Origin of the sequence: Mycolicibacterium hippocampi (assembly GCF_010723735.1) — a bacterium.
GTDB classification, from domain to species: Bacteria; Actinomycetota; Actinomycetes; order Mycobacteriales; family Mycobacteriaceae; genus Mycobacterium; species Mycobacterium hippocampi.
The window spans coordinates 1,369,808-1,386,612 of record NZ_BLLB01000002.1 but is presented as its reverse complement, the minus strand read 5'-3'; the positions used below and the strand labels follow the sequence as shown (position 1 = coordinate 1,386,612).

20 protein-coding genes are annotated in these 16,805 nt (G+C 67.6%); 10 read left to right on the top strand and 10 right to left on the bottom strand.

Annotated features, from left to right (window positions below; translation table 11 throughout):
- Nucleotides 1-25: 25 nt before the first annotated feature.
- The 5 genes from G6N53_RS07690 (at nucleotide 26) to G6N53_RS30130 (ending at nucleotide 3,665) form a co-directional block, all read left to right on the top strand.
- Nucleotides 26-745, top strand: coding sequence for a DUF899 domain-containing protein (locus G6N53_RS07690; protein ID WP_163887938.1), 720 nt, complete (start codon nucleotides 26-28; stop codon nucleotides 743-745).
- Entirely contained in the window at nucleotides 732-1,400 is a 669-nt protein-coding gene (locus G6N53_RS07685; RefSeq protein ID WP_237166454.1) for a maleylpyruvate isomerase family mycothiol-dependent enzyme, read from the top strand. The genes G6N53_RS07690 and G6N53_RS07685 overlap by 14 nt, the downstream gene beginning before the upstream one ends.
- A 43-nt stretch (nucleotides 1,401-1,443) precedes the next feature.
- Entirely contained in the window at nucleotides 1,444-2,307 is an 864-nt protein-coding gene (locus G6N53_RS07680) for an SDR family oxidoreductase (RefSeq protein ID WP_163887937.1), read from the top strand.
- Nucleotides 2,308-2,402: 95 nt separating this feature from the next.
- A complete protein-coding gene (locus tag G6N53_RS07675) occupies nucleotides 2,403-2,882 on the top strand; it encodes a CAP domain-containing protein (RefSeq protein ID WP_371870881.1) in 480 nt (159 codons plus the stop codon).
- Between the two features lie 255 nt (nucleotides 2,883-3,137).
- The gene (locus G6N53_RS30130; protein ID WP_237166453.1) at nucleotides 3,138-3,665 is read left to right on the top strand and encodes a hypothetical protein; all 528 of its coding nucleotides are present in this window, start codon (nucleotides 3,138-3,140) and stop codon (nucleotides 3,663-3,665) included.
- Nucleotides 3,666-3,871: 206 nt separating this feature from the next.
- Here G6N53_RS30130 and G6N53_RS07670 read toward each other — a convergent pair whose 3' ends face one another.
- Nucleotides 3,872-4,702: a L,D-transpeptidase gene (locus tag G6N53_RS07670; RefSeq protein WP_163887935.1), complete on the bottom strand. Its 831-nt coding sequence runs from the start codon at nucleotides 4,700-4,702 to the stop codon at nucleotides 3,872-3,874.
- A gap of 171 nt (nucleotides 4,703-4,873) precedes the next feature.
- Complete coding sequence (locus G6N53_RS07665; RefSeq protein ID WP_163887934.1) at nucleotides 4,874-5,485, bottom strand: TetR/AcrR family transcriptional regulator; 612 nt, start codon at nucleotides 5,483-5,485, stop codon at nucleotides 4,874-4,876.
- Between the two features lie 61 nt (nucleotides 5,486-5,546).
- Here G6N53_RS07665 and G6N53_RS07660 point away from each other — a divergent pair, with 61 nt between their 5' ends.
- On the top strand, nucleotides 5,547-6,392 hold the full coding sequence (locus G6N53_RS07660) for an alpha/beta fold hydrolase (RefSeq protein ID WP_163887933.1): 846 nt from the start codon (nucleotides 5,547-5,549) through the stop codon (nucleotides 6,390-6,392).
- 3 nt (nucleotides 6,393-6,395) lie between these two features.
- Here the strand turns inward: G6N53_RS07660 and G6N53_RS07655 are convergent, their stop codons facing one another.
- Genes G6N53_RS07655 through G6N53_RS07630 form a run of 6 tightly spaced genes read right to left on the bottom strand, consistent with a single transcriptional unit; the run spans nucleotide 6,396 to nucleotide 10,655 of the window.
- Nucleotides 6,396-6,800, bottom strand: a complete 405-nt coding sequence (locus tag G6N53_RS07655) for a hypothetical protein (protein WP_163887932.1) — start codon at nucleotides 6,798-6,800, stop codon at nucleotides 6,396-6,398.
- Nucleotides 6,801-8,015 carry an O-succinylhomoserine sulfhydrylase gene (locus G6N53_RS07650; RefSeq protein WP_163887931.1) on the bottom strand — a complete coding sequence of 405 codons (1,215 nt, stop codon included), beginning with the start codon at nucleotides 8,013-8,015 and terminating at the stop codon, nucleotides 6,801-6,803.
- Nucleotides 8,012-8,425 carry a rhodanese-like domain-containing protein gene (locus G6N53_RS07645; protein WP_163887930.1) on the bottom strand — a complete coding sequence of 138 codons (414 nt, stop codon included), beginning with the start codon at nucleotides 8,423-8,425 and terminating at the stop codon, nucleotides 8,012-8,014. Before G6N53_RS07645 ends, G6N53_RS07650 begins: the two co-directional genes overlap by 4 nt.
- Nucleotides 8,426-8,444: 19 nt before the next feature.
- Nucleotides 8,445-8,891: an Rv0361 family membrane protein gene (locus G6N53_RS07640; RefSeq protein ID WP_163887929.1), complete on the bottom strand. Its 447-nt coding sequence runs from the start codon at nucleotides 8,889-8,891 to the stop codon at nucleotides 8,445-8,447.
- 4 nt (nucleotides 8,892-8,895) lie between these two features.
- Nucleotides 8,896-10,137: a formate-dependent phosphoribosylglycinamide formyltransferase gene (gene purT / locus G6N53_RS07635; protein WP_163887928.1), complete on the bottom strand. Its 1,242-nt coding sequence runs from the start codon at nucleotides 10,135-10,137 to the stop codon at nucleotides 8,896-8,898.
- The gene (locus G6N53_RS07630) at nucleotides 10,134-10,655 is read right to left on the bottom strand and encodes a MarR family winged helix-turn-helix transcriptional regulator (protein WP_276000080.1); all 522 of its coding nucleotides are present in this window, start codon (nucleotides 10,653-10,655) and stop codon (nucleotides 10,134-10,136) included. The genes purT and G6N53_RS07630 overlap by 4 nt, the downstream gene beginning before the upstream one ends.
- 71 nt (nucleotides 10,656-10,726) lie before the next feature.
- Here G6N53_RS07630 and G6N53_RS07625 point away from each other — a divergent pair, with 71 nt between their 5' ends.
- Genes G6N53_RS07625 through G6N53_RS07610 form a run of 4 tightly spaced genes read left to right on the top strand, consistent with a single transcriptional unit; the run spans nucleotide 10,727 to nucleotide 15,024 of the window.
- The gene (locus tag G6N53_RS07625) at nucleotides 10,727-12,814 is read left to right on the top strand and encodes an MMPL family transporter (RefSeq protein WP_163887926.1); all 2,088 of its coding nucleotides are present in this window, start codon (nucleotides 10,727-10,729) and stop codon (nucleotides 12,812-12,814) included.
- Complete coding sequence (locus G6N53_RS07620) at nucleotides 12,744-13,577, top strand: alpha/beta fold hydrolase (RefSeq protein ID WP_163887925.1); 834 nt, start codon at nucleotides 12,744-12,746, stop codon at nucleotides 13,575-13,577. The genes G6N53_RS07625 and G6N53_RS07620 overlap by 71 nt, the downstream gene beginning before the upstream one ends.
- A 9-nt stretch (nucleotides 13,578-13,586) precedes the next feature.
- On the top strand, nucleotides 13,587-14,810 hold the full coding sequence (locus G6N53_RS07615) for a cytochrome P450 (protein ID WP_163887924.1): 1,224 nt from the start codon (nucleotides 13,587-13,589) through the stop codon (nucleotides 14,808-14,810).
- A 7-nt stretch (nucleotides 14,811-14,817) separates the two neighbouring features.
- Nucleotides 14,818-15,024 (top strand): ferredoxin, encoded by a 207-nt coding sequence (locus G6N53_RS07610; RefSeq protein ID WP_163895599.1) that lies wholly within the window; start codon nucleotides 14,818-14,820, stop codon nucleotides 15,022-15,024.
- On the opposite strand, the gene G6N53_RS07605 is transcribed toward G6N53_RS07610, so the two are convergent.
- Entirely contained in the window at nucleotides 14,969-15,637 is a 669-nt protein-coding gene (locus tag G6N53_RS07605) for a hypothetical protein (protein ID WP_163887923.1), read from the bottom strand. The two genes, G6N53_RS07610 and G6N53_RS07605, sit on opposite strands and share 56 nt — an antisense overlap.
- Nucleotides 15,638-15,661: 24 nt before the next feature.
- Nucleotides 15,662-16,786, bottom strand: coding sequence for a GGDEF domain-containing protein (locus G6N53_RS07600; RefSeq protein ID WP_163887922.1), 1,125 nt, complete (start codon nucleotides 16,784-16,786; stop codon nucleotides 15,662-15,664).
- Nucleotides 16,787-16,805 lie beyond the last annotated feature (19 nt).

Here is a 16,805-nt window from a genome sequence, read left to right as displayed (position 1 = left end):
TAATGTCAAGCCCGAGGGAGAATCCATGGAGACACCCGAGATCGTTTCCCTGCAGCAGTGGGAATCGGCGCTCGCGGACATGCTGACTGACGAGAAGGCCTTCACGCGGGCTCGCGACGCGCTGGCCGCCAAGCGCCGTCGAATGCCCTGGACGCCGGTCGACAAGGACTATCGCTTCGACGGTCCCGGCGGGCACGTGAGCCTGCTCGACTTGTTCGACGGTCGTCGCCAACTGATCGTTTACCGCGCCTTCATGGACCCCGGTGTGGACGGCTGGCCCGAACACGGTTGTGTCGGTTGCTCTTTGATGGCCGACCACATCGGCAACCTCGCCCACCTCAACGCTCGGGACACCACCCTCGTCTACACCTCCCGCGGGACACAGCCCGACCTGGCGCGGATCAAAGCCCGGATGGGCTGGGACATCCCCTGGTACACAATGCTTCCCGATGAAGGCAGCGCTTTCGACGTCGACTTCGACGTCGACAAGTGGCACGGCACCAACGCATTCATCCGCTGGCAGGTCGACGGCCAGGACCGGGTGTTCCGCACGTACTTCACCAACAACCGCGGCGACGAAGCGTTCGTCAACACGTTCAACTTCCTCGACATGACTGCGCTGGGACGACAGGAAAGCTGGGAGGACTCGCCGCCGGGCTACCCGCAGTCCGCACCCTACGAGTGGTGGAGTTGGCACGACACCTACGGCGAGACCCGGGAGTGTGGTCACTGTGCCGCCTCGTGACGTCCGAGAGATCGCCGATCTCTACCAGGACACCCGGATGCGGATCACCGACCTGCTGGCCGGCGCGCCGCCCGCCATCTGGCAGCGCCAGGTTCCGGCGTGCCCCGGTTGGTCGGTGCGCGACGTGGTCTCGCACATGACCGCGGTCGCACAGGATTGGGCGGACGGGCGACTGTCCGGCGCGCCGACCGACGAGGAGACGGCCGAGCACGTCGCCCGTTTCCGAAGCCGCGACGAGGCCGAGATCCTCGCAATCTGGTCCGATGCCACATCTCAACTCCGAGAACTGGCCTCGACCGCCGGCCTCGAACCGCCGCTCGGAGATATCGCATGCCACGAACACGACATCCGCAGCGCGATCGGACGACCGGGCGCCCGGGATGCCGAGTCGGTGCACTGGACCGCCGACCGACTGCTCACGCTGCTGCGCCCGCCGCTGCCACTGCGGATCGTCGTGGAAGACGGTGAGTACCGCAGCGGCCCCGTCGACGGAACCGAGATCCGACTGCAGACCACGCTGTTCGAAGCGCTCCGATGGCGGACAGGACGTCGTAGTCGTGCTCAGCTTGCCGCGATGAACTGGTCGAGCGACCCTACGCCGGTACTCGACCACCTGTTTCTGTTCGGCCCGGCGACCGCCGACGTCGTCGAGTGAGGGGACTTCCGCGGAAAACTTGACACGTGTAAAGTTTCGCCGCATGGACAACATCCGCGGCAAGACCATCGCCATCACCGGCGCCGCCCGGGGCATCGGATATGCGACCGCGACAGCGCTGCTCAAGCGGGGTGCTCGTGTCGTCATCGGTGACCGTGACGTGGCACTTCAGGAGTCCGCGGTCGCCCAGCTGACCAAGCTCGGGTCGGTCTCGGGCTACCCGCTCGACGTGACGGACCGGGAGTCGTTCGCGACGTTCCTGGACAAAGCCCGCACCGACGGCGGCGGCCACATCGACGTGCTGATCAACAACGCCGGCGTGATGCCGATCGGCCCCTTCCTGGAGCAGTCCGAAGGGTCGATCCGCTCTTCGATCGAGGTCAACCTCTACGGCGTCATCGCCGGGTGCCAGTTGGTGCTGCCCGGCATGGTCTCCCGCGGGCGCGGCCACATCATCAACATCGCTTCCCTGTCAGGGGTGATCCCGGTTCCCGGCCAGGTCGTCTACGTCGGCGCCAAGTTCGGCGTGGTCGGGCTGTCCGCGGCGCTGGCTGATGAGATGGCGCCACACGGTGTGCACGTGTCGGTGGTGATGCCGCCGTTCACGAACACCGAGCTGATCTCCGGTACCAGAGAGACGCCGGGCACCAAACCCGTCGAGCCCGAGGACATCGCGGCCGCCATCGTCAAAACCCTCGACAAGCCGAAGACCCACGTCTCGGTGCCGCCGTTCCTGCGGTTCACCGCCCAAGCCGCCCAGATGCTGGGTCCGCGCGGACGTCGCTGGATGAACAGGAAGCTCGGCCTGGACAACGTGTTCCTCGAGTTCGACAACACGAAGCGGCAGGGCTATGAACAGCGTGCGCAAGCCGCGCAAGGCGTGGTCGAAGGTTCCGGACCGGGATAGACCAGCCGACACGATTTGATGTCTTTCGTGTAACAGTTTCCCGTAGCGTCACGACTACACCATTGGTAACTGCAGGCACGGCAAGAGGCAACATGATGGTGAAAGCCAAGGTCGTCGGCATTCTGGCAATGTGCGCTGTCCTCACCACGGCGCTCGACGCCTCCGCCGGAGACTTCACGGCGCAGGCAGACGGCCGGGCGGCCGGGATATACGTCGGCGTCAATCAGCTTCGTCAGGCATGCGGGACGATCGGCGAGGATGCGCGGCTGACGGCGGCGGCTCAGCGGCACGCCAACGACATGTTACAGAACAAGGCGTACAGCCATACCGGCTCGGACGGTTCGTCGCCCCGGGCGCGCATGGCGGACGCAGGCTATGGCGCTCTGGGCTCCACCGGTGAGATCGTGTACTGGGCCACCGGGTCCGCTGCGACTGCGGACGGTGCGCTCGACTTCTGGATGCAAAGTCCTGGACACCGGGCGATCATCCTGAACTGCGGGTTCACCGCAGGAGGGTTCGCCACTGCCTCCGACGGCCGCACGATGACCGCTGTCGGCGACTTCGCAGGTCCGTAGGATCCGCACCGCCCAGGTCGTTCCACGCGGAGCAGGTAGCGGTCCGGCTGAGAAACGGACACGCATCAGTACCGAAATCATCTCTTTTGCAACGGGTTTCCGACACGAACAGATGTCAACCCATACCCAACATCACCATTCGGAAACGGCATGGTGCGGCGTGTTCCGCCCCTGGTGCGCGTGGGGATAAATTGACGACGTCGTTCCGAGGGGAACGAAAGATCCTTGGAGAGTGAATGAAGGAGTTGGTAGATGATGGCGGTCTTTGATCGACTCAGCATCAGAGTGACTGCCGTCGGTGCCGGCCTGTGCGGCATCGCCTTGGCATTGAGCCCTGGCGTCGCGCAAGCCGGTGGGTACGAGTGCCTCCAGACCTCGGCGGGTGAAGTCCCCGCGGCCGGGGCGGTGGCCTGCGCGCCGATCTCTGAAATGTCCGGTGTTCCAATGGCGTTGCCAGGACCACTGGCACCACCCCCGGTTGTGCCGCCGTTGGCGCCACCCCCGGTCGTTCCGCCGATCGTGCCACCTCTGGCACCGCCGCCGATCCCGCCGGTCGTGCCGCCTCTGGCACCGCCGCCGGTGGTACCGCCTCTGGCGCCACCCCCGGTGGTTCCGCCGTTGGCTCCGCCGGTGGCGCCTCTGATCCCGGCCGCAGCTCCTGTGGCGGGCGGCCTTCCGATGTCCACCATGGGTGGCCTTGCCGGAAAGGGAGATTCGACGGGACCGGCGCCGACTGGCGCGCCGGTACCAGGGCAACCGATCACGCCCGGCCCCGGAGCGTAGCCGAGATCTGAAACACCGCCGACGGCCCGTCCCCGACCAGGGGGCGGGCCGTCAGTGTATGACCGTGCCGCGTCTCAAGTGGGTCGGAACCCGGCGGCATGCCAAAGCGGCACAACAAATTCGGGCGGCCAAAGGAAACGACGCCAAAGGAAACGGCTAGGGCCTACTCACGGGAAGCGCCCGGGCGGAGCAACGCCCAGGCGGCGCTATCCGGAAACAGTCCGGGGAACCTCGACGGCGTTCTCCCGGATGATGATCGGATCACCGACATTGACGGTGTTCAAGTACCATTCGGCATCTTCGGTGCTGAGTCCGATACAGCCGTGGCTGGTGTTCTCGAATCCCATTTGGTTGACAGCCCACGGAGCGGAGTGCACGAACAGCCCTCGCTGGGTGAACCGGACGGCATACTCCACGTCCAGCAGGTAGCCGTCTTCAGAGTCGATGGGAATGCCGACGCTGCTCGAATCCATCACGATGTCGCGTTCCTTGGCCAACACGGTGTAGATCCCCACCGGCGTCGGGTATTCCGGACGGCCCATCGAAGCCGGGAACACCCCGGGCTGACCCCAGTTGGGCCGGTGATGTGGCGCCGGCAGCTCCTCGGGGGGCTTTCCGTCGACGGTCACGGTGAACGTGTGTCCTGAGAGGTCGGCGACACCGATGACGGCCGGGCCTGTCTCGAAGTTCCTGGTCGGCAAGTTGTCGAACGCGAGCTTGACCGTGCTGTGTGCCGGCCAGAAGCGGTCTGGAACCCAATGCAGGACAGTATTTTCGACCCACTCGAACTTGCCTGTCATCGGTGGCTCAGACGTGACGTCCAAGGCTCGTTCGGCCGCGCGCCGGTTGACCACCGGGCCGTCGAAGGTGATCACCAGCGGATGCGCCACACCCACCACTGCGCCCTCCGCAGGGGACAGAGCGGCAATATCGAGCTGCGGCGACCAACTTGCCGCGCTACTGGTATCCACCGGCCCGACAACCACGCTCGCAGCCACTACGCCCATCGCGAGGACACTCCGAACAGCCACGCGCATGGTTCTCCGCATCCTTGGAACTATCAAGATCGTCAATGTCTGATAGTAGGTCAAGAGTGCCTACCGAAAGATATTGCGCGCCTTCGATTCGATCAAGGCTTCGTCACGCTTGCGCAACGGCGCCCCAGTATCTCCGGGTCGGGAGCTCGTCTGCGGCTCGCCGCAACGGCATCAGCGCGCGATGCCGGAGATGATCCGGTCGCAGACCGCGTACATGTCCTCTCTCGCCTGCACCGGGTCCGCGGCGCGCGAAACGTAGAGCGCCGCCTCGTCGAGCGCACCGAGCAGGATGTGCGCGGTCGGCCGCACGGGTTGCTCGGGGATCACGCCGTCGGCCACCGCCTGGCCGAGCAAGGCCTCGATCACCCCGAGGCCGTACTTCAGTCCGACCTCGCGCCACCGGTCCCAACCGAGCACCGACGGCGCGTCGATCAGGACGATGCGCTGGACGTCGGGCGCCGAGCAGAGATCCAGGAACAGCCGCGCACCCGTCCTCATGGCCGCGAGCGGGTCTGCCGGACCCGACCCGGCGAGACCGTCGGCTATCTTCTCGACCAACTCGGCTTCCACCTGCTCGTGTACCGCCGCGAACAGCTCGGTCTTGTCGGCGAACTGGTGGTAGAGCGCACCACGGGTGACGCCTGCCGCTTCGACGATCGACTGCGTGGATACGTCGACAAAGGCATTGGTGGAGAACTGCATTCGCGCGGCGGCGAGCAGGGTGGCGCGGGTGGCCGCGGTGCGCTCGGCTTGAGACCGGCGGGGCGAGGGGTTGACTTCCATACAGACTGTACGTAACTTTCATACTCAGTGTTTGTAAATCCCGACGAGAAGGATAACCGACATGCCCCAACTCACGTTGTCTGCGGCCACGGTCGAGTACCGCGAGTCCGGGCCGAAGGATTCGGCGTTTCCTCCGGTGCTCTTCGTCCATGGCGCACTCGTCGACTCACGACTGTGGGACGCCGTCGCCGCCTCCCTCGCCGCTCAGGGCTACCGGTGCCTGCAGCCGAACCTGCCGCTGGGTGCGCACACGATTCCCGTGACCGACCGCGGCGTGCTCACCCCCTCCGGCGTCGCGGGTCTGCTGCACGAATTCCTGACCCGGCTCGGCCTCGACGATGTGACGCTGGTCGGCAACGACACCGGCGGCGGCCTGTGCCAATTCCTGATCGACGCCCACCCGGAGCGGATCGGCCGGCTCGTCCTGACCAACTGCGACGCGTTCGACAAGTTCCCGCCGTTCCCGTTCAACGCGATCTTCGCGCTGATGCGCACGCGCGTGTCGGTCACGGCCCTCATGGCGACGATGGGGCCGACGGTGCTACGACACTCGCCGGCCGGCTTCGGACTGCTCGCCAACAACCTCGACCCCGACCTGACCGCGTCCTGGCTGCAGCCTGCCCGTACCGACCGCAGGATCGCCGCCGACTTCGCCGCGCTGGCGCGTGGCATCGGCGGCACCGATCTCACGGACGTCGCGCCGCGATTGCACCGTTTCACCAAACCGGTGACGGTCGTGTGGGGTCTGGACGACCGGTGCTTCACACCGGCCCTGGGCCGGCGTCTGGCGGCTCTGTTCCCCGATTCGACCATGGTCGAAGTTCCGGCTGCATCGACCTTCGTCCCACTGGACGACCCTGCCGCCGTGAGCGAGGCGATCATGCGGTTCGCCGGGGCGAAGACGTAAAGATCAGTCGAAGCGCGGCAACGGCTCTCCCACGCGGTAGGACTCGATGACCTCGATGTGCTCGGAGAGTTCCTCGAGTCCGAACTGGTAGTCCTCGTCGGCTCCGACGAACACCACGTGCGCGATGTCGCCGCCCTCGGCCTCGATGAGCGCGACGACCGTCGCGGTGGCCATGTCGGGATCGGCGACCTCAGCGTACGACGGTGGCCAGAACCAGAGCACGCCCGTGTCGTCGTCGGTGTCCTCGCTGAAGACCCAGCCGCGTTGAGTGAGCTGCGCGTCGAAGTCCTCGAGGTCGGCGACCACCGCGGCGACACGCTCCTGCACATCGTCGGGTGCGAACGCCAGGCCGCGGTCTGCCTGGCGCTTGCGGCGTCGCGCCTTCTTGGCGTCGGACTTTCGGGACACTCAGCTCAGCGCCCGGTCCAGGTCGGCGATCAGATCCTCGGTCCCTTCCAGCCCGACCGAGACCCGCACCACGCCGTCACCGAGCCCGATCGCCGCCCGCCCCTCCGGGCCCATCGCGCGATGGGTCGTGGTGGCCGGATGGGTGATCAACGACTTGGAGTCACCCAGGTTGTTGGAGATGTCGATGACCTGCAGCTTGTCCAGTACCTCGAAGGCGCGTGCCTTGCTGGCGCCCTCGAGCTCGAATGTCACCACGGTGCCGCCGCCGGTCATCTGGCGCTTGGCCAGGTCGTACTGCGGATGTGACTCGAGGAACGGATATTTGACCCAGCTCACCGACGGGTGGGCCTCGAGGAACTCGGCGATCCGGTGCGCGGACGAATTCTGGTGCTGCACACGCAATGCCAGCGTCTCCAGGCCCTTCAGCAGCGTCCACGCGTTGAACGGGCTCAGCGCAGGGCCGGTGTGGCGCATCAACTTCTGCACCGGCTCGTCGATGTACTCCTTGCTTCCCAGGATGGCCCCACCCAGCACCCGGCCCTGACCGTCGATGTGCTTGGTGCCGGAGTAGACGACGACGTCGACGCCGAGCGGAAAGCCCTGTTGCAGGATGGGGGTGGCAAAAACATTGTCCAGCACGACTTTTGCGCCGGCAGCGTGCGCCATCTCGCACACCGCGGCGATGTCGACCAGCTGCTGCATCGGGTTCGACGGCGTCTCGAAGAATACGGCTTGGGTGGGTACCGACAGTGCCTCTTCCCACTGGGACAGGTCGTCACCGTCGACCAGCACCGTCTCCACCCCCCAGCGCGGGAGGATCTCGTTGCAGACGACGAAGCACGACCCGAACAGACTGCGCGCGGCGACCAACCGGTCACCGGCGCCCAGCAACGCACCCAGCGAGGTGAAGACCGCCGACATGCCGGACGACGTCGCGAAACATGCGGGCGCACCTTCGATCAGCCGCAGCCGCTCCTCGAACATCGAGATCGTCGGGTTGCCGTAGCGCGAGTAGACGTAGCGGTCGATCTCACCGGTGAACGCCTTCTCCGCGTCGGCGGCCGTCTCGTAGACATAGCCCGACGTCAGATACATCGCCTCGGAGGTCTCCTCGAAGCCCGACCGCAGCAACCCACCGCGCACACCGATGGTGGCCTGGCTGACACCTTCGGGCAACGGGGCGGGCACCCGAACCGAAGGCACGTCCTCGCTCACGACTGTCTCCAGGGCAGCCCGAGGGCGCGCCAGCCCGTGCCGCCGCGGTGCTTCTGCTCGTCGAGGTTGCCCTCGAAGCCGTCCAGCATGTTGTAGGACGGGGCGATACCGGCCTCCGTCGCCGCCTCGGCGGCCGGGATGGAGCGGTTGCCCGAACGGCACAGGAACACCACCGGACGGTCACCCGGGGTGACGCCGGCGCCCAGCAGGTCGTCGACGAAGCCGTCGTTGTGGGTGCCGTCGGTGCGATTCCACTCGACGTAGACGACGTCGCGATCCAGGCCGGAGAGGTCGGCCACCCCGACGAAGCGCCACTCGGCCTCCGTCCGACAGTCGACCAGCACTGCTTCGGGGTTCTCGCTCAGCAGCTTCCAGGCCTCGTCAGGCGTGATGTCTCCCGCGTAACTCACGGTCGTGAGTGTCCCACAGCTAACCGGGACCGGTCGAACAGACCTTCCATACCCCGTCCTGGCGCACGAAGGCCATCTCGACCGTCTCCTTGGCGTCGGGGTCGCTGTCGAAATAGTAGGTGACGTCCGCGGTGGCCCGGTCACCGTCGATCACCACGCCGCCGGTCCCCTCGACGAACCGCTCGCCTCGCTCGTCAGCCGAATCACGTTGCTCGTCCATCACTTCGGACTCCGACCCGTGCTCCTGGGCGCAGGTGTAGGCACGGAAGTCGGCGTAGGCCTGCCGCTGCAACGCATCGTTCTGCGCGGCCACGGCACGGCCGATCTGCTGCTGATCGGTGAGGTCGTCGCCGGAGAACACGTTGAACAGCCACACCGCGATCACCACGGCGACGATGATCGTCAGCGCACCGAGGAACGGGCCGGCGGTGCCGCCCTCCGACGACGAGTCAGACGGTTCGGTCACCCCGTCACCGCAGCCTGCGCAGGGCCGCCGCCACCCGGCGCGCCCGGTCGCGAGCCACGATCGGATCGGGAGCGGTGGCCGTCGACAGCCAGAGCCATCGCCGGACCGCCGTGGCGTCGGCGTGGCTGAACAGCCGCACGTCGCTCTCGGCGACGGCCAAGGCTTCGGCGAGGACGGATCGCTGTTGCGCGGCGTCGGCCTCGGGTTGTTCCGACTCGGTGGGCGCATATTCCATCTGGACCGCGCCCGGCGAGATCATGATCGTGTCGACGGGAAGACCCAGGATGGCGCGAGCGTGCAACTCGAACTCGGAGAGCCGCTGGGAGCGCAACGTCACCAGGCCGCTGTCGTGGGGTCGCGGCCGGACGTTGGAGAAGTAGACCTCGTCCCCGCGGACCAACAACTCCACGCTGAACACGCCGCGCCCTCCCAGCGAGTTCACGATGCGGGCGGCGATCGACTTGGCCGCGTCCAGCGCCGCCGGCGAAAGCTGCTGTGGCTGCCAGGCTTCGAGAGTGTTGCCGCCGGGCTGGTGGTGGCCGATGGGCTCACAGAAATGGACCACCGGCCCCGTCGGGCCAGTGGTGCGCACCGTCAGCAGCGTGACCTCGAAGTCGACGTCCACCACGGTTTCGGCCATCACGCGTTGCAGGCTCAGCCGGCCGCCGGCGACGGCCCGGCGCCACGCGGGCTCGACGTCCTCGGGCCGCAACAGCACCGACTCCCCCTCTCCCGGAGCGGCGGCGACCGGCTTGACCACCAACGGAAAACCCGCGTGCTTCGCAACCGCGGTGAGTTCCTCGGCCGATCCGGCGAACCAGAACGGTGCGGTGGGCAGGCCCAGTTCGTCGGCCGCGAGCCGCCGCAGCCCTTCGCCGTCCAGGGACAGCCGGGTGCTGCGCGGGGTCGGGAAGACTTCGACGTCGCCGCGCTCGGCGAGGGCGATCAGCGCGTCCGTCGCGACCGCGCTGGAGTCGACCACGACGTAGGCCGGCTTCTCCTCGTCGATCAGCGCCGTGAGCGCCTCCGCGTCGGTCATCCGCACGACGGCCGTTCGGTCGGCCACGGTGTGTGCGGGCGCGTCGGCGTAGCGGTCCACAGCGATCACCTCGGCACCCAGACGCTGGAATGCCAGTGTCAGCTCGCGGCTGCGTTCCCCGGCACCGAGCAGCATCACCGATGCCGAACCGAGTGCGGGCGAAGCCGTCTGCGTGCTCACCGAGTCGTTGTCAGTCGTGTCATTCATCGACCATCCACCCTGCCAGAACCTTCGGCCGGATGAGTCGCTCCATGCGCATCGGGGTTGTCGAGTTGTCCACGGAACGTGTCCATCGCCTCGACGAGCGCGCCGAAGACGCGGTGGGCGGCGGCGAGGTCGCCGTCGGGAACGTCGGCCAGGGCGCGACGGGTGTGGACAGCCAGGGGGGTGAAGAACTCCCGCGCGACCTCCATGCCCTGGTCGGCGACCCGCAGCATCACCTTGCGGCGGTCCGACGGATCGGAATCCCGAAGCAGGTGACCCGAGGTGATCATCCGTTCGACGAGATAGGTGATCGCGGCGCCCGACACACCCATCCGTTTCCTGAGCTCACCGGCCGTCAACGGTTCCCCGGCCGTCTCGGCGACCATCACGTGCAGCAGCGCGCGGAAATCGTTGGCCGTCATTGCGTGGCGGCCGGCGAAGTTGTGCCCGATCTGGTCGGATCCGGCCGTCAGCGCCCGCACATCGGCGGCAATCAGCGCTTCGAGCCCGTCTCGATCCATATCTCGCACGGATCCACCTTAGTCAGAATCTTCGATTGCTTAATTGTTAACTATCTGAAATATTTGGTGTCATGGCTCGACGACTCTCCTGGGCACTCGCACTTGTCGTCATCGCCGCGTCGGTGGCGCTGATGGCGCTACTGAGCGGAGGTGACTCCGCCGAACAGTCGCCGGTGGCGGTACCTCCGGGCGCCGAGTCGGCGCGTGCCGACGCCCTGCGGGCCGAGTTCCCCGGCGGGGACCAGGCCCCGGTGATCCTGGTGATCAGCCGGGACGACGGCGCCCGCCTGACCCCCGCCGACATCGAAGCCGCCGATCTGTCACGTCAGCGGATGCTCGCCGCCGCCGACGCCGGCGACGCGGGCCCGCCGGTCCAGGTCTCCGATGACCGGCAGGCGGCCGTCGCCACGGTGCCGCTGCAGGCGGACCTGTCCGGTTTCGCGCTCAGCGACAAGGTCACCGAACTGCGCACCGTGGCGTCCGAGGAGCTGCCCGGCGACCTGCGAGCCGAGGTCACCGGCGGCCCGGCGTTCGGCGCGGACATCGCCGACTCGTTCTCCGGCGCGAACGTCACGCTGCTGATCGTCACCGCGACGGTGGTGGCGTTGCTGCTGATCATCACCTACCGCTCCCCGGTGCTGTGGCTGGTGCCACTGATGGTCATCGGGTTCGCCGACCGCGTCGCCGCCGTCGTCGGGTCCGCGGTCGCCGACGCGGTGGGGATGACACCGGACGGGTCGACGTCGGGAATCACCAGCGTTCTGGTGTTCGGCGCGGGCACCAACTACGCGCTGCTGCTGATCTCGCGGTACCGAGAAGAACTGGGCCGCAGCCACGTCCACCAGGACGCATTGCAGACAGCCGTCCGGCGGGCCGGGCCCGCCATCCTGGCCAGCAACGCGACCGTGGTGCTGGCCCTGCTGACCCTGGTGTTCGCCGAGTCGCCGAGCACCCGCAGCCTCGGGGTGCAGGCCGCGTCGGGCCTGGTGGTCGCGGCGGTGTTCGTGCTGCTGGTGCTGCCTCCGCTGCTGGGGCTTTTCGGCCGCAAACTGTTCTGGCCGTTCATTCCTCAGGTGGGTGCGCGCGCTCTCACCGACAGCGGCGTGTGGCACCGGGTGGCCTCGGCGGTCGCCCGCCGGCCCGCCCGGGTGGCAGTGGTGTCGATCGGCGCCCTGGCGCTGCTGTGTACCGGGCTGCTGAGCACTCCCATCGGCCTGTCGCAGACTGAACAGTTCCGCGTGCAGGCCGAATCGGTCAGCGGCTACGACACGCTGGCGGCCCACTTCCCGAGCGGTCTCACCGACCCCGCCGTCGTCATCGCATCGACCGACCGCGCCGCCGAGGTGCAACGCGCCGTCGACGGCACACCCGGCGTCGTGTCCGTCCGGCCGGCGGGGACCGCACCCGACGCCGGGCTGAGCCAGTGGTCGGTGGTTCTCGATGCCGCCCCGGCATCCGATGAGGCTTTCGAAACAATTGAGGCGCTGCGGAATTCGGTCCGGCAGGAGGATGCGGACGCACTCGTCGGCGGGTCCGATGCCAAGGCGCGCGACGCTGCGGCAGCAGCCGGACACGACCGCGTGGTGGTCATACCCGCCATCCTCGCCGTGGTCCTGATCGTGTTGTACGTGTTGCTGCGCTCGGCGCTGGCGCCGCTCGTCCTGGTCGCGGTCACGGTGCTGAGCGCACTGGCGGCGCTGGGCCTCGGCGGTTGGGCGAGCGTGCACGTGTTCGGCTTCCCGGCACTGGACAACACCGCCCCGCTGTTCGCATTCCTGTTCCTGGTGGCGCTCGGGGTGGATTACACGATCTTCCTGGTGACCCGCGCACGGGAAGAGACACCCGAACACGGCACGCGCAACGGCATCGTCAGGGCGGTGTCGGCCACCGGCGTGGTCATCACCAGCGCGGGCATCGTGCTGGCCGCGGTGTTCTGTGTGCTGGGCGTGTTGCCGCTGATCGTGCTCACCCAGGTCGGCATCATCGTCGGACTGGGCATCCTGCTGGACACGTTCGTGGTGCGCACCGTGATCATCCCGGCGCTGTTCACCCTCATCGGGCCACGGATCTGGTGGCCGGCACTGCCTGGTGAGGACTACCGTTCCCCCGGTGGACAGCCAGGAGGTCGACACCGCACTCGGGCGGCTGCGGATACGTAGCCGCGGGGAGCCCGGCCGAGAAGCCATCGTCTTCTGGCCCAGTCTGTTGATGACCGGGGACATGTGGGCTGCCCAGGCGGACCACTTCGGCACCGACCGGCGGGTCATCCTCGTCGACCCGCCCGGCCACGGCGGCAGCGAGCAGCTCACCGCCCCTTTCACTTTCGATCAGTGCGCGCAGTGCATCGTCGACGTCCTCGACGAACTGGGGGTGCCGAGCGCCCACTTCGTCGGCAACTCCTGGGGAGGCATGATCGGCGGCACCTTCGCCGCCCGGCTCCCCGGGCGCATCGGGCGGGCGGTGCTGATGAACTGCACCGCATCGGCGGCGGCAAGACGCCAGAAGCTCGAATACGGGCTGCTGCTGCGGATGGCGACACTGTTCGGTGGAATCCGGCCGCCGCTGACCCGTTCGGTGCTCAAGGCGTTCCTGGGACCGACGACGTTGCGCACCCGCCCCGACGTCGTCGCCTTCGTGCGGGCCACCGTGGAGTCGGTGGACGTGCGGTCGGCAGCCTGGGCGGTCCGCAGCGTCGTGCCGGAGCGCCCCGACCAGCGGGCGCTGCTGTCGCAGGTGACGACACCGGTGCTCGTCGTCGCCGGCGCGGAAGACGCCACCTTCCCGAACGTCGAGACCAAGGCGATGGCCGACGCCATCCCCGGTGCCGGCTTCGTCGTGCTCGACGGGGTGGCCCACCTGGCGGGCCTGGAGAACCCCAGCCTGGTGAACACGTTGATAGAGGACTTCGTTTTCGGCAGGTAGCGTCGATAGATGAGTCAGGCCAGAACCGCCGACGCCGAGTTGCCGCCACTGCACATGCGGCGCGAGGCCTTCGACCCCACACCGGAACTGCGCGAGATCCGCGACACCACCGGCGTGCGGACCGTCACCAACGCGTTCGGGATGCAGGTCTACCTCGTCACCCGCTACGAAGATGTGAAGACCGTGCTGTCGGATCACGCACGATTCTCCAACGCCCGCCCCCCCGGCTTCGTCGTGCCGGGGGCACCGGCCATCTCCGACGAGGACCAGGCCCGTGCCAGGGCCGGGAACCTGCTCGGCCTGGACCCGCCCGAACATCAGCGGCTGCGTCGGATGCTCACCCCGGAGTTCACGATTCGACGGATCAAACGGCTGCAGCCGCGGATCCTGGAGATCGTCGACCAGCAACTCGACGCCATGGCCGCTGCCGGCCCGCCGGCCGATCTGGTGGAGCACTTCGCGCTGCCGATCCCGTCGCTGGTGATCTGCGAGCTGCTCGGGGTGCCCTACGCCGACCGCGACGACTTCCAGCGGCGGAGCGCGCGCCAGCTCGACGTGTCCGCTCCCGTCGACGAGCGAATCGCGTTGCAGCGTCAGGGCAGGGACTACATGGGTTCGCTGGTCGACGCGGCCAGAACCCACCCCGGTGACGACATCCTCGGGATGCTGATCCGCGAGCACGGTGACGATCTCACCGACGACGAACTGATCGGCGTCGCAAGCCTTTTGCTGCTCGCCGGGCACGAGACGACGTCGAACATGCTGGGACTGGGCACTCTGGCGCTGTTGCGTCATCCCGCACAGTTGGCAGCGGTCCGCGACGATCCGGCCGCGGTGGCGCCCGCGGTGGAAGAGCTGCTGCGGTGGCTGTCGATCCTGCACTCCGCGATCCCACGCATCACCACCACCGAGGTCCAGATCTCCGGGGTGTCGATCCCCGCCGGACAGCTGGTGTTCGCCTCGCTGCCGCTGGCCAACCGTGACGGACGCTTCATCGACCACCCCGACACCCTCGACATCGGCCGCGGGGCACTCGGTCACCTGGCTTTCGGTCACGGAGTCCACCACTGCCTGGGCGCTTCGTTGGCCCGGATGGAGATGCAGATCGCCTTTCCGGCGCTGCTGCAGCGCTTCCCCACGCTGTCACTCGCCGAGCAATTCGACGATGTCGAGTTCCGCTCCTTTCACTTCATCTACGGTCTGAAGTCGTTGGAGGTGAACTGGAATGGGTGACGGATCAGTGCGGGTGTCCGCTGACCGCGAGTTGTGCATCCAGGCCGGCAACTGCGTGATGGTCGCCGGCGAGGTCTTCGATCAGGACGACGACGGCATCGTGGTGGTGCTGGTCGACGAAGTGCCCCCGGACGAAGTCGAGCACGCCCGGGAGGCCGTCAAGCTGTGCCCGGCGAGTGCTCTGGCGATCGCCGAACCAGCAGCACCAGGCTGACCACCAGCACCCATATCGGGAACGCCAACGTCATCCACAGATTGATGTCACTGGCGATCAGAACGCTCAGCGCGACCAGGTAGGTCACGATCACCAACCAGACCGGCATCAGATGCGTCCGCAGCCAGATGGTCGCCAGCGAGATCATGAACACCGCAGCCATCCGAAGGGCGTAGGTGTTGGAGAGCGCGACCAGCAGCCCCTGGCCGAAGGCGGCGACCTCGGTTCGGTTGTCCGCGCCCACGAGTGTTTCCTTGCTGGCGAGCAGACCGGCGCCCACTGCCGTGGCCGCGAACGTCATCGCCAGGAACAGCAGACCGCTGCCGATGAGCACCGTGGTGAAGAACTTGTCCTCCAGCATGCCCAGGCCGTCGCGCACCACCCCGATGAACCACAGGAACGCGATGCCCGCGAAGGGCATCAGCACCACGGCGAACCGCAGCCGCGACTCGGATCCGTCGACCCATTGGGAGCCCAGTTCCGCGCCCTGGGGCAGTGCGGTGCGCGTCAGCACCAGCACCGCCCCGAACAGCAGCGCGAAAGCCACGCCGGCGAATGCCGCGGCCCGCGGTGTCGTGAGGCGGCGAAGGTGGCGGTCGACCGGATGCGTCACGGCCTCATCGTGGCATGCCGCGGCTCATTCGCCGGCCGCAACGGCGTCGTCGCCCGCCACCGTCCGGTTGCCGCCGGCGTTCTTGGCCCGATACATCGCGGCGTCGGCGCGCTCGATCAACTCGCGCACCGTCCGCCGTACGTCGCCACGCGTGCCCGCCGTCACGGCACCGATGCTCAGCGTCGGCGCGGCGGCGACGTCACACCGGGCCACCTTGTCGTGGAGCAGTTCGGCCACCCGCAAGGCAACGGTCGCCCGGCCGTCGAGCACTCGGTCGTTGACAACGACGACGAACTCCTCACCGCCGGTGCGGGCGATCACCGCCCGTGCACCTGCCGACGCCACCGCGTCGCGTGCGGCGTTGGCCACTCCGATGAGCACCCGGTCTCCGGCCTCATGGCCGTGCCTGTCGTTGATGGCCTTGAACTTGTCGATGTCCACGGCCAGCACGCCGACCTGGCCGCCGTCCGCCGCCACCAGATCGTCGACCTCGTCCTCGAGGCCGCGCCGGTTGAGCAGCCGGGTCAGCGGGTCGTACATCGCGTCGGCGGCACCGATGCGCAATGCCAGCAGATACGACTGCACGATCACCGGGACCCCGACCACGGTCGGTACCAACACCAGCAGGCGCACGGTGATCAGCGAGACCGCAGCGGTGCCCTGCGCGATGGACATCGTGTACAACCAGACGAACGCCGCGACGGTGAACGCCAGGTGCAGCAACAGCGCGCGGGGGCCGTGCGTGATCACCACGTAGATTCCGTTGGCGGCCAGCAGCGCCAGCCCCGGCATCGCCAGGAACGCGTCCTCGTAGCAGGCGATCACCGTGACCACCGCGAGGTCGGCATAGATCACGAACGCCGCCGACTGGCGCGCGGTCGGCCAGGGACCGAAGATCCAGAGCACACCCAGCACCGCTGAGCTCAAGGCCACGATGAACACCAGCCACCGGCTGCCGACCGGCCCGCCGTCGACATAACCCCACACCATGGTCAGCAGCGCGGTGAGGCCGTAGAGGAGGGAAAAGCTGCCGATGAAAACCTGATGTACGCGCATCACCCCTCGGGCGCGAAAATGCCTTGCGGTCCAGTCGAACTCGAACGGCTGCCGCCACCAAATCGAGAAGTACTCCCGAATCCCCTTTTCCATCCACCCCCCCTGGGTGCAG

Coding starts and splice junctions, on each gene's coding strand:
- G6N53_RS07690 (WP_163887938.1), top strand. CDS start 26: ATGGAGACACCCGAGATCGTTTCCCTGCAGCAGTGGGAATCGGCGCTC.
- G6N53_RS07680 (WP_163887937.1), top strand. CDS start 1,444: ATGGACAACATCCGCGGCAAGACCATCGCCATCACCGGCGCCGCCCGG.
- G6N53_RS07675 (WP_371870881.1), top strand. CDS start 2,403: ATGGTGAAAGCCAAGGTCGTCGGCATTCTGGCAATGTGCGCTGTCCTC.
- G6N53_RS30130 (WP_237166453.1), top strand. CDS start 3,138: ATGGCGGTCTTTGATCGACTCAGCATCAGAGTGACTGCCGTCGGTGCC.
- G6N53_RS07670 (WP_163887935.1), bottom strand. CDS start 4,702: ATGCGCGTGGCTGTTCGGAGTGTCCTCGCGATGGGCGTAGTGGCTGCG.
- G6N53_RS07665 (WP_163887934.1), bottom strand. CDS start 5,485: ATGGAAGTCAACCCCTCGCCCCGCCGGTCTCAAGCCGAGCGCACCGCG.
- G6N53_RS07660 (WP_163887933.1), top strand. CDS start 5,547: ATGCCCCAACTCACGTTGTCTGCGGCCACGGTCGAGTACCGCGAGTCC.
- purT (WP_163887928.1), bottom strand. CDS start 10,137: ATGAATGACACGACTGACAACGACTCGGTGAGCACGCAGACGGCTTCG.
- G6N53_RS07630 (WP_276000080.1), bottom strand. CDS start 10,655: ATGGATCGAGACGGGCTCGAAGCGCTGATTGCCGCCGATGTGCGGGCG.
- G6N53_RS07625 (WP_163887926.1), top strand. CDS start 10,727: ATGGCTCGACGACTCTCCTGGGCACTCGCACTTGTCGTCATCGCCGCG.
- G6N53_RS07615 (WP_163887924.1), top strand. CDS start 13,587: ATGAGTCAGGCCAGAACCGCCGACGCCGAGTTGCCGCCACTGCACATG.
- G6N53_RS07600 (WP_163887922.1), bottom strand. CDS start 16,786: ATGGAAAAGGGGATTCGGGAGTACTTCTCGATTTGGTGGCGGCAGCCG.